Consider the following 23,789-nt stretch of genomic DNA (forward strand, 5'->3'; position numbering starts at 1 on the left):
TTATCCCTTTTTGTTTTCCATAAATTCTTTGTGTTTTTTATCTATTATTTTTTTTAGTTCAGGTACCAATAATTCTTCTTTAACACTTTTAATTATCTTACCATTTTCAAAAATAATTCCAGTACCCTTTCCGCCAGCAATTCCAATATCTGCTTCTTTAGCTTCTCCTGGACCATTTACTGCACAACCAAGGATGGCAACTTTTAAAGGAAAATCCATTTTCTTTGTGTATTCTTCTATTTCTTTAACAACTGATTCTAAATCAAACTGTAACCTACCACAAGTGGGACAAGAAATTACATCAACCATATTTTGGAAAAGTCCAAATGAATTAAGCAACTTCTTACATACTTTTACCTCTTCAACAGGATCTCCTGTTAAAGAAATTCTAATTGTATTACCAATTCCTTCATATAATAAAACTCCAAGTCCCGCACAAGATTTTATTGTTCCATTAAAAATAGAACCAGATTCTGTTATTCCTAAATGTAATGGATATTTAAATTCTTTTGCTGCAAGTTTATATGCTTGAATTGTTAATAATGCATTAGTTGCCTTTAAAGAGACAACTATATTGTTAAAACCATTTGACTCAAATAAATTAACATATCTTTTTGCTGCAAGTATCATAGCTTCAGCTGTAACACCATATTTTTTCATTAGATCATCTGGTAATGAACCACTATTAACTCCAACTCTTATGGGTACATTTTTTTCATTTGCTAATTTTATTATTTCTTTCAATTGATTTTCATCTTTTATATTTCCTGGGTTTAATCTAATTTTTGCAACATTCGCATGTAAAGCTTTTATTGCAAGATATGGATTAAAATGTATGTCTGCAATAATTGGACATGGAGATTTTTCTACTATTTCTTTTAATGCTTGTGCATCTGTGTCATCTAAGACTGCAACTCTTACTAATTGACAACCAGCTTTTACCATTCTGTTGATTTGTTCTAATGTTTTTTCAACATCATGGGTTTTGGTATTTGTCATTGACTGTATGATAACATTGTTGTTACCACCAATTTGAATATTTTTGACAAATACCTTTTTAGTGTTTTGTCTTATAGTATTCATATTTAAAACTTTCTTTTTATTACAATATTAAATATACTAACTAATTTAAACATATTTAAAAAAAATTAGTTTTAAATTCTTGTTTTTAGATTCGTTTTTTTTGATATATAATAAGGTACATTTTAAGTGGGAGTAGTCTAATGACTAGTATTAGTTTTTATATTAAAGAAATGAGCTGTTCAAACTGTTCTGAAAATTTAATTAAGGCATTAAATAAAAATGGTTTTGATGATGTTGAAATCGATTTTGCAGATAGAGTTGTAACAATAAATTTTGATGAAACTAAATTTGATATTCAAAATATAAAAGAAGTAATTTCAAAAAATGGTTTTACACCTAAAGTGGTAGATTAACAATGACATATTTTAATAAATTAAAAAAATTTAGAACTTTAGAATCAGATGTTAAAAAAGAATTTATTTCTGATACGTTTTTATATTTATCTCTTTTAATGGTTTTACCATTAATGGTTGTTCACTTGTATTTTATTTTTGGGCATGAGCCAATGCCGTTTTGATTTGAGTGATTTTCATTTTTGTTATGTACTTTTGCCTTCTTTACTTGTGGTTATGCTTTTTTTAAATATTTTTATTATGAGGTATTTAAATGACATTCCATAGGAATGAACACTTTAATTACAATAGCATCTGTTGTAGCTTATGTTTACAGTTGTTATCAAATAATTGCAAATACTATTAGTTTTGCAAATAATACTGCAACAAATCATACATATGATTTTTCTCATACTGCTGCAATGATAGTAGTTATTGTTAAAGTTGGTGAAAATATTTCTAATCATTTAAGAAAGAAAACTACAAATGATTTAAAAAGAATTAGTGAACTTCAAGTTCAAGATTGTTATCTTTATGATATGAAAACAAAAGAAGAAAAACTTGCAAGTGTTAAAGATGTAAAAATTGGCGATTATATTTTAGTTAAAAAAGGATCAAATATTCCAATAGATGGAATAATTGTTGAAGGTGACACTGATATTGATGAATCAATGATAACTGGAGAGTCAAAACCAATAAAAAAATCTGTTAATGAATATGTAATTGGTTCAACAAATAATTTAACTTCTTCAATTATCATTAAAGCAACAGCTGTTGGTAAAAACATGATTGTTAACCAAATAGTAAAAAATGTTAATTCAATAGCTTCAAAAAAACCTAAATATCAAAAGATAGCTGATAGAGTATCAAAATGATTTACAATTGTTATTATTTTGTTAGCAATTCTTGCATTCTTATTACATTTACTTGTAGATAACATTAATGAAATAAATGGTGTTTTTAACAATTGATTTAATATTACTGATAATGCAACATACACTAAAGTTTATTTAGCTTTCTTTTATTCGGTTGGTACTTTAGCAATTGCTTGTCCTTGTGCTTTAGGGATAGCTGTTCCAGTGGCATCACTTGTTGGTGCTTCAAAAGCTGCTAAAAATGGAATCATTATCAATACAGGTGAAACATATGAAAAAATTAAAAAAATTGATGCAATTGCATTTGACAAAACTGGAACATTAACAAGTGGTAAATTTTTAGTTGAAAATATCTATGGTGATAAAAACAACATTAGCATGATATATTATATGGAAAAAACATCAATTCATCCATTAGCAATTTCATTTGTTGAATATGTAAAAAATAATGAAATAAACATAAAAGATAGTGATATTAAATTAAGCAATCTTAATGAAATTGCTGGTGTTGGTATTAAAGCAAATTTTCAAAATAAAACTTATTTATTAAGTTCATATGATTATGCTATTAAAAATAATTTCAAATTATCAAGTGATTTAAAATCATTTAGTGAAAAAGAACTTAATGACATTAATGATAATATTTTGAAAACAATTGTTTGTTTAAGTGTGGATAACAAAATTGTTAACATTATTGTCTTTTCGGATCAAATTAGTGAAAACGCTTATGATGCTATAAATCTATTACATTCTAAAGGAATTGAAACATATATTATAAGTGGTGATAACTATAAAGCTGTAGAAACTGTTTCAAAAGAATTGAATATTAAAAATTTTTATGCAAATACAAAACCTAGTGATAAAGCATCAATAATTAAAGAAATTCAAAGCAAAAACAAAGTTGTTGCATATATTGGTGATGGTATTAATGATCTTGAAGCTTTGAAACAATCTGATTTATCTATTGCAATCTCAAAAGAAAATAAAATTGCACAATCTATATCTGATATCACAATAATTAATCATGATATTTTAAATATTATAAAAGCAATAGAAATAACAAAAGAAACAAGAAGAATGATTATTTTCAATTTGATATGAGCATTCTCATACAATATTGTTACTTTACCATTATCTATTATTGGGTTTATACCACCTTTTATTGGGGTGTTTATTATGGCAACAAGTGATGTTACTGTTGTTTTAAATAGTTTATATTTCAAACTTAAAAAAATAAGATATATTTCAAAAAAAGAACAAAAAACTTTAAAAAACAAAAACATTGATTGCTATGTAAAAAATTAAAAATAAGGTTTCCTTATTTTTAATTTTTTTGTGTTTTTTCATATGTTTTTATAATTGAATTCATAATAGCAAATGAGAAATTATTTTTTTCAAGTTCTAATATTCCATGAATTGTAGAACCATTAGGACTTGTAACTTGGTTTTTTAATTCAGTGGTGCTTGCAATTTTATCTAATACCAATTGTGCTGATGAAATCATAGTTTTAGCAATGATTTGATAAGATTTTTCTCTATTTAACCCACAATAAACAGAACCATCGCTTGCTGATTCTATAAACTTAAATATGAATGCTGGAAGACTGCCTGAAATAACTGATACAATATCAATTTCTTTTTCAGACAATTCATATAAATTTCCACAATACTTAAACAAATAATTAAAAAGTTTGATTTGCTTTGGTGTCAAGTTTTTATATGTTCATCCAATAACAGATTTTTTAGTTACCATTGTTGTAGAAGGCATTACTCTTACAACTTTACTATTTTCATTTCCCAATATTTCAATCATTCTTTTTAATGGATAACCAATTGTAATGTTAACAACAATTATATTAGGATTAAAATTTTTAATTTTAATTAGCAAATCATCATATTCATTCGGTTTCACACATAAAAAAATAATATGACTTTTTTGTATTAATTCTAATTCGCTATTACAAACTATAACATTATATCCTGAACAGTTTTGTTCCAATTTGTGTTGATTTCTATCAAAGATACAAAATTTAATTAAATTATTATCCAATAATTTCATTTGTTTAAGTAACAAACTTCCCATGTTTCCCATTCCAATAAATCCAATTTTTATTTTCATATTTTCACCATAATTTAAATATTTATATTATTTATATTTTATTGAAATTAACAAGATAATTTATAATATTTATAATATGTCATACTACAAGAAAATCACAGATTATAAATTAACTCATCATTCAAATAAAAGAATAAGGGAAAGGATGAAAATTGAACATTTAGAAGATCATAAAATATATGAGTTAATTGAAGATCTAATTAAACATGCGACATTGGAATTTGTTTTTCCCAATGGCGATAGAAAAATGACCAATCATCAACATCATATTCAGTTTGTAATAACTAAAGATAATGTGATAAAAACGGTCATTAATTTAAAGGGTAAAAATTAATTTGTATCTTCTTTTAGTTTAAATATTTCCATTGTTGATTGACTTTTGTTTCTATCTAATTTTTTTATAGAGTGATAAGTTTGTTTTCACATAAAATAATCATTTTTACTTGATATACTTGCTAATAAATTTTGTTCAATTAAAGTATCAAGGATTAATTTTGATTCTTTTAAATTTTTAATTTTTAAAACTTTATCGATTACATTTACACTTAAAGAAGCAACTTTAAATAAATTCATGTAAGGTAAGTTTTTTAGCATCTTTGCAACTTTATTTCTTTTGTTTAAGAAATTTTTAAAATTACTAAAATCATAAATAACATTTGATATTAAAGCTCGATTTATTACAGCTGATTGTTTTATTAAATCAAATATAATTTCAGAAAAAGCTGAAATTTGTGAATCATCAACCAAAAGCTTTTTTAAAGCATTTTCATAATTTTTTAAATTATATAATAATGGATATGAAATACACAGTGTTGGTGAAAAAGATAATTTATTTTTCATTAAATATAAATTTAAATGAATGCTTCTTTCAATTGGAAGTAAACTATCTTTTTCTAATAGTGTCTCTATGTTGTATAAAAATATCCCAATAAAAAATAAAGGATTGTTGGTACTTGTTCCATTTATTAAAGCTTCATATTTTTTTAAATCTAAAAGTAAATATTCATTTTTGTTGTATTTTTGCTTTTTTATTTTATATGCTTCTGATTTGTATAATCATTCTCTTATTTCATCAATTGTTTTATATGATATTTTCTCATTATTTTTTCTTATGTCTGAAGCCACAATTGTTGTAATTAAATTAGCATCTATATATTTTTCTGTATCATTTATTGATTCTTGTCCATTAGTGTATTGTTTAATAACATCAAATATATTTAAATCAACATTAACAAGTTTATTAGAATATACTATTTCAATTATGTGGCTTAAATGCCAAGCTAAGTGATGGTAATCTATTGATGAATAATTTATTCTTAACTCTGTAAGATATGTAAATAATTCACCACATATAGAATACAATTGTTTGTTGTTAATTAAATAAACCGATTTTGAATGATAACTATCTGACATATCCCTCCAAAGTTAAGAAATAATAGATTAAATTAATTTTACTTTAATTTCTTATATCCTCATTGAAAGTTGTCTATTTTTTTATTTAAATTTTCTCTATTTTTTCTTTCTATCTTTTTTTTAATTTTTTCATTTTGTGATTTTGACATTTTTTTATCATATGAAAATTTTCTATTTGTTAAACCAATTAATAGTTTTTCTACATTATCTTCACTACTTGGTTTTGCACTATTTATTTTTTTTAGATCATATGGTTCATTATATTTATGATCTTGGACTATTTTTATTTTGGTTTCATTGATAATTCTTTTAACTAAATAATATTCATTTTGATCACAAAAAGTAATGCTTGTTCCAGAACAATTCATTCTTCCAGTTCTACCAACTCTATGGATGAAAGTATCAAATTGTTTTGGAACATTATAGTTTATTATGAAATCTATATTATCTATATGAATTCCTCTTGATATTACATCAGTTGCAATTAAAACATTTGAGTGATAGTTTTTAAATTTTTCTATTGATGTTTCTCTTTGCTTCTGACTTTTTTCGCTACTAATTATTTCAAAAGCAATTCTATTTTTGAACAGTTCTCTTGCAACATAATTTATATCTCTAATCATATTCATAAAAATTACATATGTTGCCCCTGGTTTTTGTTTTATGACATCTATTAACAAGTTTGTTTTGTTTTTGTTATTAACAAAATATAACAAATTTGTTATATCGTTATTTGTTTTTGTTCCTTTTTTTAAATCAATTACTGTGTATGGTTGATTGTTGAATATAAATGATAATTTGTTATGAATTTTATTGTTAGTTGCAGAAAACAATAAAGTTTGTTTTTTGTTTGTTAATTTATCATTAATTCAATATAAATCATTTATAAATCCAAAATCTAACATCATATCAGATTCATCAATTATAAAAGTTGAAATATCGTTAAGGTCTAATTGATTTTGTTTAATAAGATCTATTATTCTTCCGGGAGTACAAATTAAATTGTTTCATTGAAGTTTTAAATTTTTAATTTGATCTTGTTGATCAACACCACCAATAACACATATTGAAGAAGAGTTAATTTCTTTATCAAATAATAAACAGTTTTGATAAATTTGGTTTGCAAGTTCTCTATTTGGAACAAGTATTAATGTTTTTGTTTTTTTATTCAAAATTATTTTTTCATATAAAGGAATTAAAAATGATAATGTTTTACCAGTCCCTGTGTGGGCGTTTACTAAAAGATTTTCTTGATTCATTATGGGATTAAATGTTTCTAACTGAACATCTGTTAGAGTAGTAATGTTATTTTGTTTTAATACATTAACAATTAACTTATTTAGTTTAAAATTATCCAACATAATAATCCTTAATAATAATTTCTTTTATGCTTTAAGATTTTAACTAAATTTATTGTTAATATATTAAAATTAGATAAAATGTTTAGGATTTGTTGATGGCGCAAAAAAACATTATTTTTTTAATTTTAGTTATCGTTTTTATTTTAATATCGATGTTATTTTTGGTTAGCATCATATTTATTTTATTTAAAAACAAAGAATTAACTTTAAAAGAAAATGAAATTAAAAATGAGTATAACAATTTATCATTATATGATTTTTTTAAGAAAAATATTCCAATAGAACATATTGCATTTAATAATCCAAAATATGAATCTTTATCTAATTTTTTTAATGAATATCGGAACCGATATGAAATAGAACTTGAAAATTTAAAAGAGAAAATTTATAAACTTCCTGATGCATTAAAGATATATGATTGAAAAAATTTCAATGCAATGCATAAATCAATTATTAGTGATATTAAAGATTTAAAAGAATCTTTAAATATTATGGAAGGTGTTTATAACAATGTGATGGTATATAGAGACCATATGAGCTTTATAGCTGTTTCATATAGAGATAACACAAAAGCAATTATTGATTTTTATGAAAAACATCTTAGTAATTTAACTAATGATGAAACTATCACATCTTTATGCAAAATTTTAAAACAACAAGTTAAGATGCTTAATAGCTATATTGAAGTTTCAGATATAGATGATATTACTGAAACTTTGAACAAATATAACTTTAACTTTTTTGTTTTATGGAATCTTATAAATAACCTATATTTACGTGACCAAGAAGTTAAATATATTAATTTTTCAGTAAGGGAAATTGAAGATATATTAAAAGATAAATTTAATAGTATTTCACAAGAAAACACAAACTTTGCAAACAAAACACTAACCAAGATTAACAAAAACATAAAAACACTAAACAAAAGAATTCAAAGTAAAGATTTTAATCAAATCGAAAATGTAAGTAAGTATATCATTGGAGAGTTATTTAAAATAAAAGATACTCTTAATATTAATTTGAAATACAACAAATTCTTAAGTGATAACAAAAAAATTATTATTGAATCTTTGAAATTATTTTTAAAAGAACACAAGTCACTCCAAGAAAAATTATTAAAGGTTTACAATAATTTCTTTATATTTAAAGATCTTTTAAAACACATTAATGTTCTTGCTAGTAAACTACATAAAATTGTTAAAAACATCAATTATTTATTAGAACAAGAAAATGAAAAGAAAAATAAAGATCATAATGTCTTTTTGGCAAAAGCAAAAGAAATTATTAAAGATATAGTTGAATGATCTGATATATATGAATGATTAATTAAAAATGTTAGTGACAAGTATCATTTCTTTAAATTGGTTGTAAAAGAAATTACTTCAAACAAAATGCTTTTAAGCCAGATGCTAGGATTTATTAGTAAGAACAAAATAGATGATTACATCATGTTACAAAAAATTCATAAACTTATTAATGAATATGATCAAATGGAAATATCATTCAAGAAAAATAATGCCATTCTTGTGCAAACAGATGATGAAGAAAATCATGAATATAAATACTTGTCTTTATCTGAAAGAAAACTTGAAGTTTCAGAAATTTATTCTTCATTAGCAAATGTTTATTATCAAAAAATGTATTTAGAAAAACTAATGTTTTATGCAAATGTTCAAATTGCAAAACACAATTACAATTATAATTTTGATAATATAGTAAAACTTTATGAAATGGGTAAATATAATGATGGACTTAACTTGTTGATTAAACAAATAAGATCTAGTAGAACTAAATTACCTTTTGTTAATAAATTTTTTAGATAGAATTTTTATTTCTACAAGACCCGCTTAAAAAAATTTTTTTAATAAAATTGATATTTTAATGTTTTATAATATTAGAAATAGGTAGAGTGATTGTTATGGTAAATATGGTTAGGAAACTTACAAAAACTGTGGTACTAGGTGTTGGTACAATAGTTTTAGGTGCTGTCTGTACTGTTGGGGCAGTTGGATTGTACTTTAAAGAAGATGCTGTTAAATTTTATACGCAAATAAGAAATGAAGTTCAAAGTATTTCATCTACATTGGATGATGGAATAGATCAATTTAATACAACTATTGATAAGGTTGAAAAATTACCAGGAGAACTTAAAACAGAGTTTGGAAAATATAAAGAGAATTTTGATGATATTGCTAAAAAATTAGAAGAACAAGCTGAACAAATAGAATCTCAAAAACCTAAGTCTTCTATTGCTAATGGGTCTGATTCTAATCCTTCTTCTCAACTTAAGGAGTTAGCAAAACAAATAAGAGAAGCAGGTGATAAAATTTCTCAAGGTGTTGACTCTATTTCTGATAGTGTTGGTTCTGTTACGAATAGTGAGATAGTTACGCAAATAAAAACATTTTTAAACACTGTTAAAACTGACTACTTACCAAAGGTTAATCAAATAATTGCACAAGTAACTCCAGAAAAATTTAGTGAGTATTATGGTTTTGGAGCTACTGTAATGGTTGCAACTTCTGGTTCTATTCTAGGTTTAGGATTATTGTCAGGTTTACTTACATTTGGTTTATATAAAAATGTAGATGGAAAATTAGTAAGAAAATCTAGTCAAAAAAGTGAGTTAACAAGTCATATAAAATATATTCTTAAAAAATATCCAGAAATAAAAGAAAAAATAATTGATGAATTCTAATAATAAAAACATTATTGTTGTTAATAAACCAAAAGGGGTTACATCCTTTTGGGTTGTTAATTTTATAAAAAGAAAATTTAAGTATAAAAAAGTTGGACATGCTGGAACCCTTGATCCTAATGCTACTGGTGTATTAGTGTTAGGAATAAATGAAGGGACAAAGGAATTGTCCAATCTTTTATTGGATAACAAAGAATATATTGCAACAATTCAATTTGGGTATAGAACAGATTCATATGATACAGAAGGAAAAATCATAGATAAAACAACTAATAAAGTAAGTTTTAAAGAAATAGAAAATTACCTTTCAAGTTTTCAAAATGTGGAAATTTACCAAACTCCACCAATTTATTCTGCTATTAAAATTAATGGTAAAAAACTTTATGAATATGCTAGAGAAAATAAACCAGTTGATATAGAACAAAGAAAAGTAAAAATAATAGAAAATGAAATTTTAAGTTTTGACGTTGAGAATCAGATATTGAAAATAAGATTGCTTGTATCTAAAGGTTTTTATATAAGAAGTTTTGCTAATGATATTGGTTTAGCCTTAAATAATTTTGCAACATTAATAGACTTACAAAGAACTAAAAGTGGAGAATTTAGTTTGGATGATGCAATTAATGTAGATTGAAATATGAGTTAAATATTTTAAATAATAGAATTTCAATAAATAACTTTGCATAAAGTATAGGAAACTATACTTTTTTATTTTTAATTTTTAAAAATGATAAAATTAATAAACATTGATTATTTTTATTTTATTTAGGAGAGTTTATGTCTATTATTGATGTAAGGAATCTTACTCATTCTTTTGGCGAAAAAGATGTTTTCAAAAGTGCTGAATTCAAACTTATGGCTAAAGAACATATTGGACTAGTTGGGGAAAATGGAAAGGGTAAATCAACCTTTATGAAAATAATAGCTAATAAGTTGATGCCTGATGAGGGTGATATTTATCTACATCCTAAAATAAAAATTGGATATATGGATCAACATACAGAACTTAAATCTGGAGAAACTATTTTTGAAACATTAAGACATGCTTTTGATTGAATGTCTAAAAAAGAAGAAGAAATGATAAAGATTTATGAAAATCTTGAAAATATAGATGAGCAAAATTATGATAAAGAATTAACAAGAGCTGGTGACATCCAAAATATGCTTATATATAATGGCTATTATGAAATAGAAGAAAAGATAAAACAGGTAGCAAGCGGACTTGGTGTTGATAGTTTTGGATATGATACATTAGTGGATGACTTATCAGGAGGCCAAAGAACAAAAATTCTTTTAACCAAACTATTATTAGAAAGTCCTGATGTTATGTTGCTTGATGAACCTACTAACTTTTTAGATGAAAAACATATTGAGTGATTAAAAAATTATTTATTAAATTATGAAAATGCTTTTGTGTTAATTTCTCATGATCTTGAATTTTTAAATGCAGTAATTAATGTTGTATATCATTTTGAAAATCATAAATTAGTTAGATATAAAGGCAATTATGAGAATTTCAAAAAAGTTTATGAACTTGAAAAAGAAAAGCTTATAAAAGCTTATGATAGACAACAAGATCAAATTAAAAAAATGGAAACTTTTATTGCTAAAAATAAAGCCAGAGCATCTACAACTGGAAGAGCAAGCTCTAGACAAAAAATGTTAGACAAAATAGTTAGAATTGAGCTTCCTAATGAAAACAAGAAATCAGAGTTTAGTTTTAAAGAGTGTAAAGCACCAACAAAAAATGTTTTAGCTACCACAAACCTTGTTACAGGATATGACAAACCACTTTCAAAAGAAATTAATATAAATCTTTTAAGAGGTGAAAAAATAGTTATAGTTGGGGCTAATGGTATTGGTAAATCTACTTTATTAAAAAGTTTGATAAAAGATATAAAACCAATATCTGGAAAAATTGAAATTGGTGATTATGTTTTATTTGGTTATTTTAGACAAGAAGAAAAATATGATAACATATCTTGTTATGAATATGCTTGAGAACATTTTCCTTATGATAAAAAAACTCAACAGTACATAAGAAAAGAATTAGCAAAAGTTGGTTTAAATAAAACACATATTGATTCTAAAATTAATAGTTTAAGTGGTGGTGAGCAAGCAAAATTAAGACTTGCTGTTTTAATTAATAATGATTCAAACGTTTTGGTTCTTGATGAACCAACAAATCACTTAGATAAAGATTCAAAAGACAATTTGAAAAAAGCACTTCAAGATTACAAAGGTACACTAATATTTGTTTGCCATGAACCTGAATTTTATAATGATGTAGCAACACATGTTTATGATGCAACTAATTGATCTTTAAAAAAATAAAATTTTTTTAATTTATGCTAGTTTAATACATATTAAAAAACTATTTGGATATTTAAATAAATACTTATTTTTTATTTCCAAATAGTTTTTTTTGATTTCTATAGAATTTTAAAAGATAGCTTTTATAACCCATATATCTTAATTTGTGATAATGATATTTGCAATGAAATGGAATATTTAAAAATACATATTTTTTCTTTTTATCTGCGTTTAAATTAAATCAAGAATCAAATTCATTTCTTGATAATATTAATATATCTTCAAGGCCATAGTAATTAATAAAATGGTAAATGTCTCTTGTAGAATTTTTTATATTAAGATTTTTTAAGTTTTGATCATCACTAGTTTTTAAATCAAAGATTGATTTAATTAAATCCATATTACGAATTGTATCTTCAAATATCGGGAAAAATATAAATACATAATTTTTGTCTTTAATTAATTTATTTAATTTCGTTTGGCTTATTTTAAAATCAAAAAAACGATACTTGCTAAAAATTCAAAGTTTATTCATCTTCATTTATAGCCTCAGCAACTTTGTCATTAAAATCTTTAAAATTCTCAGCAAAAAAAGCATGACCACAATTTTTAAATACATCATATTTAAAATTTTTTACAAATTTTGAAAAATGCCTTAGTGTAAACTTATTTTCAACAAATGTGTCATATTCACCAAGTCATAAATACATTGGGATATTAACTGTTTTTAATGAATTATCTATAAGTTTAAAAAAAGTAGGTCTTATCATTTCAACAGCTATTGTTATTAAATTTTGTTTATTTTTCTTAACAAATTTTGTAACTTCTGAAAAATATATGTCTGAATTTATGTTTTCTTTAACTTTTTGATAGTTGTGAAAAGTTATATCTTGTAATCTTTCAAAACTTGCTTTGCTTTTAAAGTGCATATAAAACGGTTTATCTACTATTTTTGGTAAAGAAGTGATGTTATATGGAGCAAGTAAAATCAATTTTTTTATAGTTTTTTCTGGTAATAAACTATTAATAATTATTGCTAATGCACCACCAAGTGAATGACCTATCAATATTAAATCTGTTAAATTTTTTTCTTTTATATATTCTGCAATTGCATTAGCTATACACTTCATTTTTAAATTTCTTTTTTTTATTTTAGTGTCTTCGTTACTATGCATTCCAGGAATATTTACAGCATGTATTTCATACTGGGGGTTTTGCTTGATAAAATAATAAAAACAACGATGATCTATTCCAAATCCATGTATTAAAAAAACTTTTTGCTTGTTTTTGTTTTCTTCTTGGTTATAAACAAATCCTTCTACATTAAGTTTTATATCCATAAATTAACCACCTGTGAATAATATTGAAATTCAAATTTAATTATAAAATAAAAAAATACCATTATTGGTATTTTTAATTTATTTGTTAATTTATTATTTGTCACACTCTATAACTAGTGCGTCTTCTACAAATTTTAAAACATTTTCTCAATTAATAACATTTCAGAATTCTTTAATATAGTCAATTCTTCTGTTTTGATATTTTAAGTAGTAAGCATGTTCTCAAACATCTAAACCTAAAACAGGTTTTTGTCCGAACATTAATGGTGAGTCTTGATTACTTGTGCTTGTAACTTCTAGTTTATTATCTTTGTTAATTACAAGTCATGCTCATCCACTACCAAATTTTGATTTAGCATGTGTTTCGAATTGTTCTTTGAAATTTTCAAATGAACCTAAATCTCTATTTATCATTTCTAATAATTTACCAGTTGGTTTTGCACCACCGTTTTTCTTTAAAATAAGTCAAAATAATGAATGATTGTGATGACCTCCACCATGGTTTTGAATAGCACCTTTAATGTCTGCAGGTATTTTGTCAAAATTTAAAAGAAGTTCTTTTAACGGTTTATTATCCAATTCTGGATGTTTTTCTATTGCAGCATTTAAATTATCAACATAAGCTTGGTGATGCTTTGTGTAATGTATTTCCATTGTTTGTGCATCAATATGTGGTTCTAAATCGTCATAATTCATTCCTAATAATGGTAGTTTGTACATAATTTCCTCCTAAATTTTTAAATGTGTACTTCTAATAATAAACTTATTTTGTGGATTTAAATAAAAATTTATGTTTATTATTTTTATTTAATAAACATAAACTAAAAAATATTTTATAACTTTGTTTAATAATTATTTAATTATTTTCTTTTTATTTGATTTTATTTTATCTACTAAATTGGGTTTTTCATTTTGTTTTGTTTTATTTTGATCACTTGAAGTTTCTTCTTTATTTTCTTTGTGATAAGAAGCAAGTTTTTGAAGAGAATCTATTCAATAATCTGAAATAATTTTTTTATCTTGCGATTTAATAATTGATGCATTAACCCCAAAAACTTTTAAAATAATTTCTTCATCTACTATGTCATTTGTTGGCCCAGTTCCAATTATTTGGCCTTTGTTCATAATGATTATTTTGTCTGAAAATTTCATAGCATGATTTATATCGTGAATAACTAAAATAATAGTTTTCTTTAAAGTATGATTTAACTCATGTAATAAGTGAATCATTTCTAACTGGTTTTTTATATCTAAGTGATTTGTTGGTTCATCTAGTAAAACAGTTTCAGTATCTTGAGCCAATGCTAAAGCAAGTAAAGCACGTTGTTTTTGACCACCCGATAATTCATCTACATATTTATCTTTTAAATCAGTTAAATCTGTATATTTCAAAGCTTCTTCAACTTTTTGTTTATCTTCTTTTTCATTAGTTGTTATGAAATTTGAATATGGGAATCTCCCCATTTTTACAAATTCATAAACAGTCACATCAGTTGGATATGTAGTTAATTGAGGAACAAAACTAACCAATTTTGAGTATTCTTTTGGTTTATATTCATAAATATCTTTCTTGTCATAAAAGATATGACCTTTTTTAGGTTTTAATAATCTAGCTATGGATTTAAGTAATGTTGATTTCCCACAACCATTTGGACCTATTATTGAAATAAATTCACCTTTATCAATATCAATGCTTAAATTTTCAATAATTTTATTTTTTTTATCATACTCTAAATTAATATTTTCTATTTTTATAAACGACATATATGCTCCTAATTTTTTTTCAGTATTAAGTATAAAAAATATGGTGTTGCTATTAACGGAATAACAGTTGATGTATTTATTTGAGAATTAACAATTAAATTCTTATTGAAAAAATATGTTAATCCTAATATGATGAATCCAATAAGACCAGAAGATACAACTCCATATTTATAATCTTTTTTAAAAAGATATAAAGCTATGTTTGCTCCAACTAAACCTAAAAAGACAACATTTCCAACAAGAAAAAAAGCTGTTGCTGTCATAATTGCACTTATGATAATTCCTTGTCAATAAATTGACCTAATGTTAATACCTAATTGATTTGCAATTATGTTATTTGTTGTAACAATTCTATATTTTCTTAAAATTGAATAAAATCAAATTAATGAAAATAGTGTTAATGCAATAGCCATATAGATATAGAAATCAAATTTAAATTCTATTAAGCCCGATGAGTAATTTGATAATATGTTAGATTTTGATGAAGATAAAACAGTTGAAACTGAAGTTGAAACAGCAGAAAAAGCAAAATTTAATAAAATTCCTGCAAGGATAAATTTTTTGCTAATTTCAAATTTATTTTTTGAACTTAAACCAAATATTAAAAGCGAAGCAATTATTGATCCAGCTATATATAAAAAAGGTAATATGGTGTTAAATGTATTAATTGAATTTTTATTTGATATATCCAGAAATAAAATTGCTATTGTTAGTAAAACTAAATTAATACTTCCTATTCCTAAAACTGATGTGTCAGCTAATTTATTATGTGTTAATGTTTGAACTATAAAAGTTGATATAACTAAGTTAATTGATGATAACAATATAACTCATATTAACTTTCTATTTATGTAAGCATTAATTTCATCAAAGCCTATATCTGTAATAAATAAAACCAATATACCTACAATAACTGCTAGTATAATAATTGTTACAAATTTAAATAGATGATTAATAGTTTTATTTTTAATCAAATTAAATTTAAAAGCATTTGTTTTATAAGTTGACAAATTATTATTTGCTATGTTTATGATGCTTGTTGATTTTGTTTTTTTTGCTTTCTTGCTTATCATTATTTTTTCCTCACAAACATCATATAAACAAATATTGGTAAAGCTACTATAACAGCATATAGATTTAATCCAAAATTGTATATAGCATTTATATACATAGCAATCATAATTGTAGTACCAGTTAAAAATCCAGATACTGGTGTGACAATATAATAGTTTCTAGTTCCTAATATTAATCTTGCCAAATGTGGCATAACTATACCAATAATAACTAATGAACCAATTAAATTAACAGCAGATATTGTTAGCAAAATTGAAGCTAAACCCATAATTCAGTAAACTTTTCTAACATTAATACCTAAAGACATAGCTAATGTTAAATTACTTTCTATAATATTTAATTTTTTCGAATGTGTGATAACTAATACAAATCCAATAAGTGTTATTATTGAACTATATATTAATCTTTCATATTTAAAACTTCCTAAAAAATAGTTAATTTGTGTTTGTCCTATTCAAATGTTGACATTTCCAAAAGATAAAGAGAAATATGATTGTAATATAGCAGTTAAACTTGAAATAAAAGCTCCAAAAATTAAACCAACAAGAACTAGTTTATAACTGTCTTTATCATATTTAATTGATATGAAATTTACAAACAATGCAATTAAAGAAAACAAAAAAGCAAATAAATAAAATAAGTAAGTGTATTTAGTTAAATTTGCTACTTCAACAACAAATATACCAAGTGTTGCGATTGGAATAAAACCTAATGTTGTAGGACCAGCTAAGGAATTCCTTGACACTCCTTGCATAGCACAACCAGCAACTGATAAGCTAAAACCTGATAAAAAACCTACTAATAAAGGTAAAAGGTTTTTATCAATAACTTTATATGGATCATTAAAAATATTGGTGTTACTACTATATGGATATGAACATAGCAAACCAATAAAAATAGAGACAAATATTAAAAAGATAATAGCTATTGCTATTACTTTATATTTATTTGTCTTTCTAATTTTTTTATTTCATTTAATAAATTTTGACTGTTCTATTTTGTAGATTAATCTATTCATTTTCTTTTTTGCTATTTTTATTATAATTTCATTCTTTAAAAATTGTTTTGTCCATATTTGGAGTTAAGTAAACAAAATCTTTTGGTTCAATCAAATTTCATCTATTCTTTTTATCTTCTTCAATTAAAGAATTTGAATCTACTGTTTTAACACTAGATTTTTTTTGTGAATAATATTGTGAACTAGCGAATTGAGGAATCATTTTATCAACAAGATCATTCAATATATATTCATAACCTATCATACCCCAAATTGCATCATAAAATTTCATATTTGTTGTTGAATAAATTCTTTTTTTAAAATCTCCAATTTTTGGTTCTTTTAACAATTCATCAAATTTGTCTAAATTTGGAGTATTATTTTTGACTGTATTAGTATCTGATTGAACATAAATTAAATAATCAAATTTGTTTTTGAATTGTTGAAAAAGTTCATCTGTTGAACTTGTACTTTTAATATATGTTTCATTGTAATGAGAGAATCTAAAATTGTGAGTATTATCTATTGGATCAGGAAAATTAAAACCTAAACCTTTTCCTTGTTGTGAAGAATAAAATAATGGTAAAGCATTTGGTGTTAAAAATTGTCATGTTGATGAATTATCTGAAGCTCCACCTAATACAACACCAACATTGATATTGTTTTTATGTGTATCAGAATTTTGATTATCACTAACTGTCTGGCTAGTTGTTGAAACAAAGGTTTTGAAATATTCATTATTTGTTATTGCAGTAACTCTATTTTTGAATTGCTTTACAGAATCATTTGCACGCTTAGTTAATGTTCCGTTCAAATTATAAATTTTATCTAAATCTTTTGCTGCCATTAATAATGCTTTTTGTGGTGAAACACCTGAATCAACAGTTGCATATAATTTAACTCTTTCAGATTGATAAGTGTTTGTATTATTTCCATCACTATATTTATAATATTTCAACATACTTTCATCTTTTGTGTATCAGAAAGTGTCTTCTTTGTCATCTTCTCATCATCTACTTTGATTTTCTGTATCACCCATTGAAGTATATGCAATGTGTGGGATGATGTCATGAAATTTATTTTCATCAACTCTTTCTCACTCGTTGAATAAAATTGAATATGGTTCAAGTCTTGCAATATCTTTTAAATTAACTTCTTGACCATCCATAATTTTATATTTATTAACTTTTGTTTTGTCATGATTGAAATAATCTTTTAAATATGTATTTTCAATGAATTTTTCCACTTCAAAAGATGATTTGTTTGAAATAAAATGATGAGGTGCAACTCCAAGTAATGAAGTAGCATCTAATGAATTTACATAATTAGCTAAAAAATTAATATGATTAATAGGACTACCAGAAGAAAAACAACTAGTCAAAGCAGGTACAGCTATTGCTGGTACTGCTAAAAATGAAAAAAACTTTATTCATTTTAATTTATTCATATTTCCCCTTATTTATAATTTTTCTAAATAGAATTATATTATACAATTTATAAAATTTATAAATAAGTTGTTTATTTTTTTGATTTTTTCGAATTAAAAATTTCGATTTTTAATTAAAAATTTACAAATTCTTATTTATTTATAAAAATTATTAATTTTTCTAAAATAACAAATCAGGTTCATTCTTTTTATGATAAATTTAACTTACATACCGTGCGTATGAACAAAAAATAAGAGGAGGAAAATAATGAAAGTTATTGTATTAGGATCATCTCATGGTGGTTATGAAGCTTGTAATGAATTATTAGAACTTCATCCAAATGCTACAGTTCACTGATATGAAAAAGGTGATTTTATATCATTTTTATCTTGTGGTATGCAACTTTATCTTGAAGGTGTAGTAAAAGATGTTGATACTATTAGATATTCAAGTGAAACTGAAATGAATTCTAAAGGTATTAAAGTATTTAAATCTCATGAAATAAAAGCAATAGTTCCAGAACAACACACAATTGAAGTGTTAGATTTAGAAACAAATACTATTAAAAAAGATACTTATGATAAATTAATCATAAGTCCTGGTGCTGTTCCAAGAACATTAAATGTTCCAGGTGAAGATCTAGAAAATGTTTACTACATGAGAGGAAGAAATTGAGCTAAAAAAATTAGAGCTAAAATTGAAGATTCTAGTGTAAGAGATGTTGTTGTAATTGGTAGTGGATATATTGGTATTGAAGCTGCACAATCATTTGCAAAAGCTAATAAAAATGTTACAGTTATTGATATTACTCCAACAATTCTTCCAACATATTTAGATAAAGAATTCACTGATGTTTTACAAAGTGAAATGGAAAAACACAATGTTAAATTTTTATTAAATGAAAGTGTTGTTAAGTTTGAAGGTACTACTAAACTTGAAGCAGTTGTTACAAATAAGAGTTCAGTTAAAGCAGATCTTGTTGTTATAGCAGCTGGTGTTAAACCAAACACTGACTGATTGAAAGGTACTTTAGAATTACATCCTAATGGGCTAATTAAAACTGATGAATACATGAGAACAAGTGCTCAAGATGTATTTGCAGTTGGGGATTCTACATTAATTAAATTTAATCCAGCAAATATTGAAATGAATATTGCTTTAGCTACAAATGCTAGAAAACAAGGTAGATATGCTGTTAAGAATTTAGTTGAAGCAAAACACAAATTCCCTGGTGTTCAAGGTTCATCAGCTTTATCAGTATTTGATTATAAATTTGCATCTACTGGTGTTAATGAAGTTTTTGCTAAAAAACTTAATATGCAAATTGATAGTGTATTAGTTCATGACTGATACAAGATGAGTTTTGTTCCAGAAGAATTAAAAGATAAAGTTATGTTTAAAATAATTTTTGATAAAAATACTAAAGTTGTTTTAGGTGCTCAAATAATGTCTAAACATGATTTAACAGCTAACATAAATGCTATGTCTTTAGCTATCTTTAATAGAATGACAGTAGATCAATTAGCGTATGCTGACTTCTTTTTCCAACCAGAATTTGACAATCCATGAAATGTAATTAATACTGCAGCAATGGTTGCGTCAAGAAAAAAATAATATATGTTTTGATGCAAGGTGTTTTAATACCTTGCATTTTTTATGCTTAAAATCAATAACTTTTATTATTGTTTTAGTTCATTAAAATATTAAATTGTTAAATTGTTTTATTTTTTGTTTTTAAAAAAATGAATAAATGCGCACAAATTTTATTTAAAAAAAACCTTTTTAAAAAGTTTTAATACTATTTTTTATAAGTTTTTAAATAATATAAAACTTCATTAGAAAATTATTATTAATGATATTATTATATTTAGATTATTTTAAGGGTTTAATAAATGTTTACAAATAGAAAAAAAATAAAAGATTATGTTGGTGAACTTATTGATGAAAGAATATTAACTGTCTCTCGTGATATTATTGAACACGTTGAAACAGGAATTTCTTCAAAAGAACTTAAAGCTACTCTAGAATCAATGAACATTAGAGAAATTGAACTAGCTGGAGCTAAAAAACAACACTTTCTTTTTGAAAAAGTGCTAAAGTTGGTGGCAGCTGATTTCCATGTATATTTATACTCTATGCCAGGTGCTGGTAAAACCTACATGGCTCAAGAAATTGCTAAATCATTAAATTTAGATTTCTATTTTAGTGGTGCAATTCTTGAACCATATAAATTATTAGGTTTTAAAAGTGCTAAAGGTGATTATATTGAAACCGATTTTTATAAGTGTTTCAAAAATGGTGGTCTATTTTTATTTGATGAAATGGATGCATCAAATCCAGAAGCATTAATTATTATTAACTCTGCGTTAGCAAATAAATTCTTAGATTTTCCTAATGGTAGAGTTACAGCTCATGAAAAATTTAGATTAATAGCAGCAGGTAACACTAATGGTTTAGATATTGGTGCTGGTTTTACAGCTCGTCAACAATTAGATATTGCCACTTTAGATAGATTTGTATTTTTAGAAATGCCATATGACGAAAAGCTTGAAGAAAGATTTGCTAGAGGATATGTTAATGGTAAACACTATTTTGATAGATTTATAATGGCTAGAAGAATAGCACAACCTGAAAAATTACCAATTATTTGTTCAACTAGAGCTTTAATTTTAGGATTAAGGTTAACACAACCTTTAACAACTAAAAGTGGTATTAAATCTTTGAATTTTAGTTGAAAAGAAGCTTTTGAAATGACAATTTTAAAAAATGCACTTCCAAAAGTTAAAGATAGAATATTATCATTAATTGAAGAAGCAGAACAAAAAGCGCGTTCTCAAAGAAATGCTTCTGAACAAGAGGCAACTCAACAATCAACTATTCAAAAAAGTTCAACAGTTGCAAGTAAAACCACTAGAAGTTCAGGAACTAGTTCAACAAGTGCAAAAACAACAACATCGGTTGCTAAGAAAAAATAATTTATTTGGGTCTTAAAATGAGAAAAAATTCTAATAAAGAGGAACTAAAATCTAGAGTTGTTAGGATTAATGTAAATCCAAAATTTGTAGTTTATATAGATGAATGATATCTTGAAGAACTTGTTGATATTCTAAAAGAATATCCTGAAAAAGAGTACTTCAATTTGATCAAAAAACTTGCAGATAAAAATAAATCTAGATTAGAAAACTTCCCACAACAGCATGTTATGTCTCACCGTATTTCAAGTAAAAAAGATAAATTTAATGAATATGAAACTATGGAAGAGTATATAAATGAAACTTGATTTAGTAATACTAAAATTAGTTTATTAAAGGTTAATAACCTTAAAAAAATGCATGTCAAATTAAAAGAAGCTGGAAGTGTTCCAAGTGTTCCAAGTTATTTAAATAACATTACTCCATACTCTATGCTTTCTTTTCACAAAGAAAAATCAGATAAGTTCAAAACAGCCACAATTTTATTAAATATTAGTGGTCATATGAATTGACAATCGTATAGAACTATTATTAGAAGTTTTTTTAAACAATATGATTTCAATGCTTTATCTATTGGTAATATTGCTCACACAAATGAAAGAGGTGTTGATTATTATCGTTTATCAATAGTTAAAGTTAGAAATGGTGTTAATGTTAATGGTCAAGGACTAATGCTTGAAAGTGCTGATTTTTTAAGAAGAATAATGTTTATGATTTATGAAATTGATCCAACTACTCAAGTTTGAAAATCTTATGGAAAAACATTATTAAATAAAGACATTGAAGATCTTAAGAAAAAAGAACCATATTTTGCAAGCATATTAACTGAATATTTAAATCCATCTATTATCCTTGTTGAATAGAATTCATTTTTTATAAACAAGATATTTGAGTTTTTTTGTTGTTAAAAAATCTCATAGTTATTAGCTATGAGATTTTTTAAACATATTTGATTTTATATTAATTATCAGTTGTATATTTTTTAATTAATTCTATTCTTGGTGGGTTTTTCATTTTTAAAGCTTCTGGAATATCATAAGCTTCAATTTCATTTGTTGTAGGTCCAATACCAATAACTTTACCATATTCTGATTTGCTGATTAGTTCACATGCTTTTTCAACCATTTTAGTACATCTAATCAATTCTACAGCAGTTGGTTCCCCGCCTCTTTGAAGATAACCTAAAACATTTATTTTTACTTGTTCATTAGAATTTTTTTCAACATAATCTCTATATTCTTCGATTGTTGGTTTTCCATCTGTTCCTAAAAGTTTTTCATTAACTAAACAAAGAATTGAACCATTAACTGTTTTTCTCACTTTTTTGATTTTTTCTAAAAATTCTTCTAGAGTAATATAGTTTTCATTTGTAATTAAAATATTAGCTTCTGTAGCCATTCCAGCATATACAGTTAAATCAACACAATGTCTTCCCATAATTTCAACAAGTGCAATATGTCTATGAGATTCCATACAAGATCTTATTTCTTTTATTCTATTAACTATTGTATTCAAAGCTGTGTCAAAACCTAATGTATATTTTGTTGATGCAACATCATTGTCAATAGTACCTGGTAAACAAATTACATTAACACCTTGTTCATATAATTTTTGAGCTCCCATATATGTTCCATCACCACCAATTGCTATTAAACAATCAATACCTTTTCTTTTTAGATTTTCTGCAGCTACTGCTGAAACAGCAGGGTCTGAAAATTTTGGAAATCTTGAAGTATATATTTTAGTTCCTGGTAAAAAAGTTCAAGTTCTAACTTCATTGTAGTTGGATTTAAAAATTGCATCTTGATATAAACCTTTATATCCACCATAAACAAAATAAATTTCTAAATCATATTTTGATGCAAAATAAACAAAAGAAGATAAACATTTGTTCATTGCAGATGCATCACCACCAGATGTTAGTATTGCTATTTTTTTCATTTTAATAATTTCTCCTAAAATATTTTTTTTAAAATATATTTCTTTTAAAATTATACTTACATATTTGACTAAATTTATAT

Annotated in this window: 22 protein-coding genes; 10 read left to right on the forward strand and 12 right to left on the reverse strand. The window is 24.5% G+C overall.

The annotated features are described in order from the left end of the window. The gene (gene ispG / locus EXC57_RS01320) at positions 1-1,083 is read right to left on the reverse strand and encodes a flavodoxin-dependent (E)-4-hydroxy-3-methylbut-2-enyl-diphosphate synthase (protein ID WP_004025257.1); all 1,083 of its coding nucleotides are present in this window, start codon (positions 1,081-1,083) and stop codon (positions 1-3) included. Between the two features lie 140 nt (positions 1,084-1,223). Between ispG and EXC57_RS01325 the strand changes: the two genes are divergently transcribed. Continuing rightward, the gene (locus EXC57_RS01325) at positions 1,224-1,436 is read left to right on the forward strand and encodes a heavy-metal-associated domain-containing protein (RefSeq protein ID WP_004025258.1); all 213 of its coding nucleotides are present in this window, start codon (positions 1,224-1,226) and stop codon (positions 1,434-1,436) included. Positions 1,437-1,438: 2 nt separating this feature from the next. Beyond that, the gene (locus tag EXC57_RS01330) at positions 1,439-3,595 is read left to right on the forward strand and encodes a heavy metal translocating P-type ATPase (protein ID WP_129692537.1); all 2,157 of its coding nucleotides are present in this window, start codon (positions 1,439-1,441) and stop codon (positions 3,593-3,595) included. A gap of 19 nt (positions 3,596-3,614) precedes the next feature. On the opposite strand, the gene proC is transcribed toward EXC57_RS01330, so the two are convergent. Then, positions 3,615-4,409: a pyrroline-5-carboxylate reductase gene (proC, locus tag EXC57_RS01335; RefSeq protein ID WP_004025260.1), complete on the reverse strand. Its 795-nt coding sequence runs from the start codon at positions 4,407-4,409 to the stop codon at positions 3,615-3,617. A gap of 76 nt (positions 4,410-4,485) precedes the next feature. On the opposite strand from proC, the gene EXC57_RS01340 reads away from it, so the two are divergent. Further along, on the forward strand, positions 4,486-4,743 hold the full coding sequence (locus EXC57_RS01340; protein ID WP_129692538.1) for a hypothetical protein: 258 nt from the start codon (positions 4,486-4,488) through the stop codon (positions 4,741-4,743). Here EXC57_RS01340 and EXC57_RS01345 read toward each other — a convergent pair. Next, complete coding sequence (locus EXC57_RS01345; RefSeq protein ID WP_004025262.1) at positions 4,740-5,822, reverse strand: Fic family protein; 1,083 nt, start codon at positions 5,820-5,822, stop codon at positions 4,740-4,742. The two genes, EXC57_RS01340 and EXC57_RS01345, sit on opposite strands and share 4 nt — an antisense overlap. A gap of 38 nt (positions 5,823-5,860) precedes the next feature. Then, entirely contained in the window at positions 5,861-7,183 is a 1,323-nt protein-coding gene (locus EXC57_RS01350) for a DEAD/DEAH box helicase (RefSeq protein ID WP_004025263.1), read from the reverse strand. 95 nt (positions 7,184-7,278) lie between these two features. On the opposite strand from EXC57_RS01350, the gene EXC57_RS01355 reads away from it, so the two are divergent. The 4 genes from EXC57_RS01355 to EXC57_RS01370 all read left to right on the forward strand — a co-directional run bounded on the left by EXC57_RS01355 (position 7,279) and on the right by EXC57_RS01370 (position 12,215). After that, complete coding sequence (locus EXC57_RS01355; protein WP_004025264.1) at positions 7,279-9,006, forward strand: hypothetical protein; 1,728 nt, start codon at positions 7,279-7,281, stop codon at positions 9,004-9,006. A 95-nt stretch (positions 9,007-9,101) separates the two neighbouring features. Beyond that, positions 9,102-9,881 (forward strand): MG_279/MG_280 family protein, encoded by a 780-nt coding sequence (locus EXC57_RS01360; protein WP_004025265.1) that lies wholly within the window; start codon positions 9,102-9,104, stop codon positions 9,879-9,881. Then, entirely contained in the window at positions 9,871-10,527 is a 657-nt protein-coding gene (gene truB, locus EXC57_RS01365) for a tRNA pseudouridine(55) synthase TruB (protein ID WP_004025266.1), read from the forward strand. Before EXC57_RS01360 ends, truB begins: the two co-directional genes overlap by 11 nt. A gap of 131 nt (positions 10,528-10,658) precedes the next feature. Further along, positions 10,659-12,215: an ABC-F family ATP-binding cassette domain-containing protein gene (locus EXC57_RS01370; protein ID WP_129692539.1), complete on the forward strand. Its 1,557-nt coding sequence runs from the start codon at positions 10,659-10,661 to the stop codon at positions 12,213-12,215. Positions 12,216-12,279: 64 nt separating this feature from the next. Here the strand turns inward: EXC57_RS01370 and EXC57_RS01375 are convergent, their stop codons facing one another. The 7 genes from EXC57_RS01375 to EXC57_RS01405 form a co-directional block, all read right to left on the reverse strand. Beyond that, positions 12,280-12,735, reverse strand: coding sequence for a hypothetical protein (locus tag EXC57_RS01375; RefSeq protein WP_004025268.1), 456 nt, complete (start codon positions 12,733-12,735; stop codon positions 12,280-12,282). Then, on the reverse strand, positions 12,722-13,534 hold the full coding sequence (locus EXC57_RS01380) for an alpha/beta fold hydrolase (protein ID WP_004025269.1): 813 nt from the start codon (positions 13,532-13,534) through the stop codon (positions 12,722-12,724). Before EXC57_RS01380 ends, EXC57_RS01375 begins: the two co-directional genes overlap by 14 nt. Before the next feature lie 93 nt (positions 13,535-13,627). Then, positions 13,628-14,254 (reverse strand): superoxide dismutase, encoded by a 627-nt coding sequence (locus EXC57_RS01385; protein WP_004025270.1) that lies wholly within the window; start codon positions 14,252-14,254, stop codon positions 13,628-13,630. A 132-nt stretch (positions 14,255-14,386) separates the two neighbouring features. After that, on the reverse strand, positions 14,387-15,298 hold the full coding sequence (locus EXC57_RS01390) for an ABC transporter ATP-binding protein (protein ID WP_129692540.1): 912 nt from the start codon (positions 15,296-15,298) through the stop codon (positions 14,387-14,389). A gap of 8 nt (positions 15,299-15,306) precedes the next feature. Then, complete coding sequence (locus EXC57_RS01395) at positions 15,307-16,371, reverse strand: iron ABC transporter permease (RefSeq protein WP_004025273.1); 1,065 nt, start codon at positions 16,369-16,371, stop codon at positions 15,307-15,309. Then, positions 16,371-17,390: an iron ABC transporter permease gene (locus EXC57_RS01400; RefSeq protein ID WP_004025274.1), complete on the reverse strand. Its 1,020-nt coding sequence runs from the start codon at positions 17,388-17,390 to the stop codon at positions 16,371-16,373. The genes EXC57_RS01395 and EXC57_RS01400 overlap by 1 nt, the downstream gene beginning before the upstream one ends. Then, the gene (locus EXC57_RS01405; protein ID WP_004025275.1) at positions 17,383-18,816 is read right to left on the reverse strand and encodes a hypothetical protein; all 1,434 of its coding nucleotides are present in this window, start codon (positions 18,814-18,816) and stop codon (positions 17,383-17,385) included. Before EXC57_RS01405 ends, EXC57_RS01400 begins: the two co-directional genes overlap by 8 nt. Positions 18,817-19,063: 247 nt before the next feature. On the opposite strand from EXC57_RS01405, the gene EXC57_RS01410 reads away from it, so the two are divergent. The 3 genes from EXC57_RS01410 to EXC57_RS01420 all read left to right on the forward strand — a co-directional run bounded on the left by EXC57_RS01410 (position 19,064) and on the right by EXC57_RS01420 (position 22,631). Then, entirely contained in the window at positions 19,064-20,410 is a 1,347-nt protein-coding gene (locus EXC57_RS01410) for an FAD-dependent oxidoreductase (protein WP_036451856.1), read from the forward strand. A 278-nt stretch (positions 20,411-20,688) separates the two neighbouring features. Beyond that, positions 20,689-21,771 carry an AAA family ATPase gene (locus EXC57_RS01415; RefSeq protein ID WP_129692541.1) on the forward strand — a complete coding sequence of 361 codons (1,083 nt, stop codon included), beginning with the start codon at positions 20,689-20,691 and terminating at the stop codon, positions 21,769-21,771. A gap of 17 nt (positions 21,772-21,788) precedes the next feature. Beyond that, entirely contained in the window at positions 21,789-22,631 is an 843-nt protein-coding gene (locus tag EXC57_RS01420) for a hypothetical protein (RefSeq protein ID WP_004025278.1), read from the forward strand. 97 nt (positions 22,632-22,728) lie between these two features. Here EXC57_RS01420 and EXC57_RS01425 read toward each other — a convergent pair whose 3' ends face one another. Further along, positions 22,729-23,709 carry an ATP-dependent 6-phosphofructokinase gene (locus EXC57_RS01425; RefSeq protein ID WP_129692543.1) on the reverse strand — a complete coding sequence of 327 codons (981 nt, stop codon included), beginning with the start codon at positions 23,707-23,709 and terminating at the stop codon, positions 22,729-22,731. Positions 23,710-23,789 lie beyond the last annotated feature (80 nt).

This window comes from Malacoplasma iowae (assembly GCF_900660615.1).
Taxonomy (GTDB): domain Bacteria; phylum Bacillota_I; class Bacilli_A; order Mycoplasmatales; family Mycoplasmoidaceae; genus Malacoplasma; species Malacoplasma iowae.